At 71.8% G+C, this 2,154-nt stretch carries 2 protein-coding genes and 1 pseudogene; 1 reads left to right on the plus strand and 2 read right to left on the minus strand.

Annotation, left to right across the window (positions count from 1 at the left end; genetic code table 11):
* A partial coding sequence (locus G3I40_RS16335) for a lytic polysaccharide monooxygenase (RefSeq protein ID WP_164302884.1) occupies nt 1-915 on the plus strand: 915 nt, incomplete at its 5' end.
* Nucleotides 916-989: 74 nt separating this feature from the next.
* Here G3I40_RS16335 and G3I40_RS16340 read toward each other — a convergent pair.
* Both G3I40_RS16340 and G3I40_RS47170 read right to left on the minus strand, forming a co-directional pair.
* Nucleotides 990-1,865, minus strand: a complete 876-nt coding sequence (locus tag G3I40_RS16340) for an alpha/beta fold hydrolase (RefSeq protein ID WP_164302885.1) — start codon at nt 1,863-1,865, stop codon at nt 990-992.
* Between the two features lie 147 nt (nt 1,866-2,012).
* Nucleotides 2,013-2,154: pseudogene (locus tag G3I40_RS47170) on the minus strand (MarR family transcriptional regulator); the annotation flags it as partial.

The following is a 2,154-nucleotide window of genomic DNA, read 5'->3' on the forward strand; positions in this document are numbered from 1 at the left end:
GCCGCGGCGCACGGCACGCTCGGTGACCCGGCCAGCCGGGTCGCGGCCTGTTACGCCGAGGGCGCCGAGAGCCCCACCTCCGCCGCGTGCAAGGCGGCGGTCGCGGCGGGCGGCCCGCAGGCCCTGTACGACTGGAACGGCATCCGTGACGGCGAGGCCGGCGGCAAGTCCCAGGAGCGCATCCCCGACGGCAAGCTGTGCTCGGCGAACTCCGACGAGTTCAAGGGCATGGACCTGGCCCGGGCCGACTGGCCCGCGACGAAGGTCTCGGCGGGCTCGTACACGTTCAAGTACAAGGTCACCGCCCAGCACAAGGGCACGTTCAAGCTCTACATGACCAAGCAGGGCTACGACGCCTCGAAGCCGCTGGGCTGGTCCGACCTGGACCTGCAGAACCCGGTCGCGACGAGCACGGACCCGACGGCCGAGGGCGGCTACTACACGTTCTCCGGCAAGCTGCCGCAGCGCACCGGCCGCCAGCTGATCTACGGCGTGTGGCAGCGCTCGGACAGCCCGGAGGCGTTCTACTCCTGCTCGGACGTGACGTACGGCGGCAGCTCGGCCGGTGCGTCCGGCTCGTCCGCCGGTGCCGCGCCGACCGCCACCGCCCCGTCCGACGAGCAGATCGCGAAGGACGCCGACAAGTCGACGGTGGACCACAGCGGCATGGACATGAGCGGCGACGACGCCACGATGCACGAGGACCACGAGTCCGCGTCCCCGGCGGCGGGCGCCGCCGGCACCCCGAACTCGCCCGAGGTCAACGGCAGTTCGAAGAGCCTGGCCGAGACCGGCGGCGACTCCACCACCCCGTACATCGCGATCGGCGGCGCGGCCGCCCTCGCGGTCGGCGCGGCGGGCCTGTTCGCCTCGGTGCGCCGCCGTGCCGTGGCGGGCGGGCGGCACGGCCGCTGACCCGTACGCACGACCGGCCGCGGCCTCCCTTCCTGCGGGGGAGGCCGCGGTCTTTGCGCGTCGTGCCGGTGCGGTCAGTTGAAGCAGTCGGTCCGGGTGGCGTGCGCGGGATCGAGGGCGTTCGCCACCTCGTGGTACGCGACGAGGTCGACGGTCCCGATGGTCACGTGCTCGGAGAGGTCGGCGGGGCACAGGTCCTGCACGAGCACGTTGTGCACGTCGGGCCCGTCGAGGAACTGGGTCCGGTACGGGGTGACGACCTCGTCGTACTTGGTGGCGATGACGGTGTAGTGGACGCCGGGCACGGTGTCGCCGCCCGCGTTGAGTTTCGTGACGAAGTCCGATCCGGCTATCTGGTCGGCCAGGGACGGGGTGGCGAGCGTCAACAGCGGTTCCACGCCCGGGAAGTAGGGCAGCAGTCCGGTCAGCCCGGAGAGCGTGGTGCCGTGGTTGTCGGGGGCGATGCCGACGAGCGCGTTCACCTCGGCGGCGCCGCCGAGGAACTTCAGGTAGTAGCGGGGCATCATGCCGCCCTGCGAGTGTCCGACGAGGTCGACCTTCGCGGCCCCGGTGGCCCCCCGCACCTTGTCGACGAAGGCGTCGAGCTGTTCGGCGGACCGGGCGATCGGGCCGAGCCCGTTGAAGAGCGGCACCCCGGGCAGCTGCCCGTAGTCCAGCGAGAAGACGCAGTACCCGCGCTTGACCAGGTACGGCGCGAGGACGAGCCAGTTGTCGACGGAGTTGCCGAACGTGCCGTGGACGAGGACGACCGGCCGGGGATGGGCGGCGGACGGCTTGCAGGAGTAGTCGTTCCACCCGCCGGCGGACGCCGGGGCGCCATGGGCGGCGGTGAGCGGGGTCGCGGTGGCGGCGAACAGGGCGGCGGCGACGGTGACGGCGCGCAGCGCCCGACGCCATCTGTCTCTGGGCGGCCTGCTTCTGGGCAGCATGAGGAAGCTCCTTGCGGCTCAAGGGAGTTGCAGGAGGAACAGTGCTTGCCGTGCACGCGTCAAGTTACGCGCGAGTAGTACAGGCGTGAAGTTACGCGTCGGTAAAAACTTCTCGACGCGGTTGCGCGGCCGAGTCCTGACGCGATGTCACCAGGCAGGCCGCACGGGCCCCTTGGGCGCGAGAGCGGTCAACTGCCCGTACAGCGCATGAGCCTTGTCCTCCCCCAGCCGCTCCACCCAGGGCCGCACGGCGTCGGCCGCGGCCTCTTCGGCGGCCCGGGTGCAGGCC

This window comes from Streptomyces sp. SID14478 (assembly GCF_010548525.1).
Classification (GTDB): Bacteria; Actinomycetota; Actinomycetes; order Streptomycetales; family Streptomycetaceae; genus Streptomyces.